The organism is Nesterenkonia aethiopica (genome assembly GCF_039534665.1).
Classification (GTDB): Bacteria; Actinomycetota; Actinomycetes; order Actinomycetales; family Micrococcaceae; genus Nesterenkonia; species Nesterenkonia aethiopica.
Genome location: NZ_BAAAVT010000035.1, coordinates 1 through 4,192, shown reverse-complemented (window position 1 = coordinate 4,192; position 4,192 = coordinate 1). Strand labels below are relative to the sequence as shown.

General features: G+C 60.1%; 3 protein-coding genes and 2 pseudogenes. 2 read left to right on the top strand and 3 right to left on the bottom strand.

The annotated features are described in order from the left end of the window. Window positions 1–295 precede the first annotated feature (295 nt). Together ABD658_RS15205 and ABD658_RS15200 are read left to right on the top strand one after the other, a co-directional pair. Window positions 296–727, top strand: coding sequence for a hypothetical protein (locus ABD658_RS15205; RefSeq protein ID WP_344685983.1), 432 nt, complete (start codon window positions 296–298; stop codon window positions 725–727). After that, entirely contained in the window at window positions 724–1,491 is a 768-nt protein-coding gene (locus ABD658_RS15200) for a hypothetical protein (protein ID WP_344685981.1), read from the top strand. Before ABD658_RS15205 ends, ABD658_RS15200 begins: the two co-directional genes overlap by 4 nt. Window positions 1,492–1,726: 235 nt before the next feature. Here ABD658_RS15200 and ABD658_RS15195 read toward each other — a convergent pair whose 3' ends face one another. The 3 genes and pseudogenes from ABD658_RS15195 to ABD658_RS15185 all read right to left on the bottom strand — a co-directional run. Further along, the gene (locus tag ABD658_RS15195) at window positions 1,727–2,533 is read right to left on the bottom strand and encodes a transposase (RefSeq protein ID WP_344744950.1); all 807 of its coding nucleotides are present in this window, start codon (window positions 2,531–2,533) and stop codon (window positions 1,727–1,729) included. Between the two features lie 63 nt (window positions 2,534–2,596). Beyond that, a pseudogene (locus ABD658_RS15190) lies at window positions 2,597–3,847 on the bottom strand (IS256 family transposase). 173 nt (window positions 3,848–4,020) lie between these two features. Further along, window positions 4,021–4,192: pseudogene (locus ABD658_RS15185) on the bottom strand (IS256 family transposase); the annotation flags it as partial.

Genomic DNA, 4,192 nt, shown 5'->3' with positions numbered 1-4,192 from the left:
GGGTGGGTCACGCCGATAGAATATGAACGTAATCGGATCATCACCGCGGCATGAGAACCCAAGAAATGATGACGCCACGGAACTCAGGACGGACCAGAGTCTCTAGCAAACCCGGGGCGATTCACCTGTTCCTGCATCAGCCCCGTGTGCTATCGTTCAGCGTGTCAAAGGAGGTGTTGTTTCATTGTGGACTGGGTTTCGGACCGGAGAGCTTCCACGGGCGTCGTATCTCCTGGTGGTCGCCGTCCTAGTATCGTCAGGGCTCGTGTCTTGCGCTAGCGAGGAGCCCTCCGACGTGCCAGATACTGAGCTCAGTAAGTCGACCGAGTCATCGGTGGAGCCGTATATTGATCCTGGACTTGCTGGCTCTTACTGTGCAGTGTTCAACGATCTCGAGAGTTTCGGAGAGCAAGTAGGCGCCGAGGGAACTGAGGGAAACGTCGCGCGGCTTGACGAACGCTTGAAGATTCTCGCGGATGTCGGAAACAAGCTCGCCACACTGAGCGACTCGGAATCGAGCGCGGCGTGGATCGATATGGCTGATGAGTACTCTAGTGCCCATGACTACTTTCTGAGTTCCGGTCGCCAGTTGGCGAACGACGAGTTCTTGCATCGCTTAGCAAGGGCTGTTGAAGCTGCCGATCATGCCTTCGAGCACGATTCCGGCAGAATTCAAGATGAATGCAACAAAGACTCCGGGCAGTTTGTGTCGGATGGCGTATCATGATGCGTCGTCTGGCTGGTCTTTCCTGGTCAACCATAGGGCTCTTTGTTCTCAGTGGCTGCAGTCAAGAGGCGCCTGATCACACTATTTCTAGCCAGGCTGAAGCGCTTATCGCCGTCGGTGAAAACGACGAGCTGTCTGAACTCGGCATCGATGACGCGGAGCTCGCGTTAACTAGCGCGCTTGACGGGCTTGAATCAGCTTCATCGCTTTCTATTAGTGCCGCTGTAAAATCAAATGAGTTATTTCAGTTGACAAAACTAGAGTATGACATCGACACGGGGGCTTTTACTGGTAGAATTTCAGTCCTTGAAAATAGCGAAATGCTAGAGTTCAACATTATTCGCACCCATGGTTTGACGTGGGTGGAAGCGCCCAGAGAGTACTGGATTCTAGCCGGTTATGATGCCGATGGAGCCGCTGATGCTGAGGGCATGAATGTCGTATTTGAGAAGTCATCAGGCGACAGCTTGGCGCAGCAATATGACTATGGAGCACTAGCTCAATCGTTGAGCCTCGAGGACTTCTCTTCTGAGGATTATGAAGGCCAATATACAGTGAGTTCGTCGACCGAATGGTTCCGCTTCTCCTGGCCGTTGGGAGGGGAAGACGTTTTTCTTGACGTCCCCGATTCTACAGCGGACACGCGCGCGGTCTCTCTCGTAAGTACTGCGCAGGGCGCTGTCTCGGTTGTAAGTATTGAGTTTTCCGAGGCTCCGATTGATGTTGACGCACCGGCCCCCGAGACTGTGCTCGATTCGAGGTAGAAGATGTAGTCAGTGTGCAGGACTGGGGCGTCTGTGACTCAGCGCGGACGTTGGTTCTTTCGAAATTGTCCATTTTGTTGTGGGTTATCGGCCAGAATGTGTGTACGGCCCGGGCGCGTCACCCCCTTCCGGCCCAGCCTTTGAGGGTCCAGAGGCCTTCCTCAGGTATAGCTGAGGTGCCGTAGAGCTCAGGGCCGATCGGGTCTTCCTTCACCGGCTTTGACTGGGCTTGCTTCTACGATTCCTGGTGATGCCGCTGAATGAGTATCCAAGGATCATGTGGGTGCTCGGTGAGACCGTTGAGCAGCCAGTCCACCGCCCTGCGGGCGTGGTGATCGGGCATGCCCCGATGATGGCGCAGCAAGTGCTTGATCCCACTGGTGGGACCGCCCTCTAACCCGGAGGTGGCCCGCTCCACGGTTCGCTGCCGGTCTTCGATGTAGTCCTCGTTGGGGAAGGCGAACAGGGAGTCATCGCGGATCAGCTGCCGGTAGAGTCCCTGGACTCGGCGAAGCCGGATGTGGGTGTACCACCAGTTCTGGTTCGGCTTAGCCCAGGGGTGGCGCTCTACGCCTTTCTTCGCGTAGGTGCGCTGCTTGAGGGAAGATTCCCATCTCGCTTCCCATGAGGTGTAGGCGCCCATCCAGGTCGCAGCGGCATCGAGGTCCTGGACTCTCATCAGATCCCTGGTCAGGACCAGGATCTCCTGGCCAGCAGGCAGTCGTGGGTTCAGGGTGGTGTGCCGGATGACGGCGGCGCGGATGTGGAAGTAGCAGCGTTGGATACGGGTGCGGCGCCACTGCTGATCGACTGCGGCCCTGAGTCCGGTGCCGCCGTCGGTGACCACCACATCCGGGGCAGGGAACCGTTTGAACAGGGCTGCCCAGGCGGCTTTGGATTCTTTGTCGCACCACTGCCAGCCGATCACATGGGTGCCGTTGTGAGCGATGAGCACGCACCATCCGTTGAAGTAGGTGCCATCAACGATGACCAGCCGGTGAACCTCCCCGGTCGGGTCATCCTGAGGGACTTCGATGTCCAAGCACCACGAGGTTCTGCGTCGGTCAAGTCCCTGGAAGTGGTGTAGCGATCCTTTACTGAGGGGTTAGGCGGTAAGGGCTGGCAGAGAGTTGGTAGTCACCTCCTCGCCTCCGGTGTCGGGGACGAGGTTGAGGCGGCAGCGGGCCAGGACGTCGAGGCCGAGGTAACGTCGTCCTTCAGCCCATTCATCGGTCTGTTCGGCCAGGACCGCGCCGACGAGCCGGACGATCGCCTCGCGGGTGGGGAAGATGCCCACGGAGTCGGTGCGGCGACGGATCTCCTTGTTCAACCGTTCGGTGGGGTTGTTCGACCAGATCTGGACCCACACGTCCTTGGGGAACGCAGTGAACGCGAGGAGATCAGCGCGGGCGGTGTCGAGGTGTTCGGCCACGGCCGGGAGCTTCTCCCCGACGTAGTCCAACAACCTGTCGAACTGGGCATTCACGGCTGTGGCGTCGGGCTGGTCGTAGACGCTGTGCAGCATCGCTTTGACTGCTGGCCACATGCCCTTGGGACAGATGCTCATCAGGTTCGCCGAGTAGTGGGTGCGGCATCGCTGTCAGGCCGTTCCGGGCAGGTGGGCTGCGATCGCCTCGATGAGCCCGGGGTGGGCATCGGAGGTGACCAACCGTACTCCGCCCAGGCCGCGGGCGACGAGATCGGCGAAGAAGCTGTTCCAGGCTGGGCCGGTCTAGGAGGTAGCCACGCGCATGCCGAGGACTTCGCGGTGCCCGTCGCCGTTGACGCCGGTGGCCAGCAGCACCACGGCGTTGATGACGCGACCGCCCTCGCGGACTTTCATCGTCAAAGCATCGGCGGAGACGAACGTGAAGGGGCCGGCCTCGTCCAGGGGCCGGTGGCGGAACTGCTCGACGTGCTCGTCGAGATCAGCTGCCATGCGGGAGACCTGTGACTTCGAGAGGCTGTTGAGGCCGAGGGTCTTCACGAGCTTGTCCATCCGGCGGGTGGAGACACCGGCAAGATAGCAGTCCGCCACTACCGTGATCAGCGCGGACTCGGCGCGTTTGCGGCGCTCCAGCAGCCACTCGGGGAAGTAGGTGCCCGTGCGGAGCTTAGGAACGGCGACATCGATCGTGCCGACACGGGTATCGAGGTCACGGTGGCGATAGCCGTTGCGCTGCACCATTCGATCAGGGCTGGCCCGGCCGTATTCTGCTCCAGCGACGGCGTCAGCGTCTGCGGACAACAGCTCGTTGATGATCGTCTGCAGCATGCTGCGCATCAGATCCGGGGAGGCTTCGGACAGGGCTTCACTGAGCAGGCCACGAGGGTCGACAATGTGGGGAGCGGTCATCGTGATGACTCCGTTCGAGAGTTCTGTGAGAGGTTCACTCGAAGGATCACACGGTGGCCGCGTCCTCGTCAGGGACAATCACGGCGACCACCGCGTTACACCACTACGCGGGACTCAACTTCTGCGTCGGAATGTGCGGGGCTATGGGTGCGCCGGGGCATCGAGGAGGGGCCCAGTATCCAGCTGATGAAGTCAGTGATCTCAGCCCTGCGGGTCACATCAGTCCGGGACTGAGTGGCCGGGGCACCGCAGTTCTTGCACCGCCACCGCCACCGCGTCCGCCCAGCGCTGGTTTTGCCGGTCTTGATCAGCTTGGTGCCGCATACACCACAGGCCGGCTGATTC

Excerpts from the sequence above, each read along its gene's own strand:
- ABD658_RS15200 (WP_344685981.1), top strand. The coding sequence starts at position 724 with ATGATGCGTCGTCTGGCTGGTCTTTCCTGGTCAACCATAGGGCTCTTT.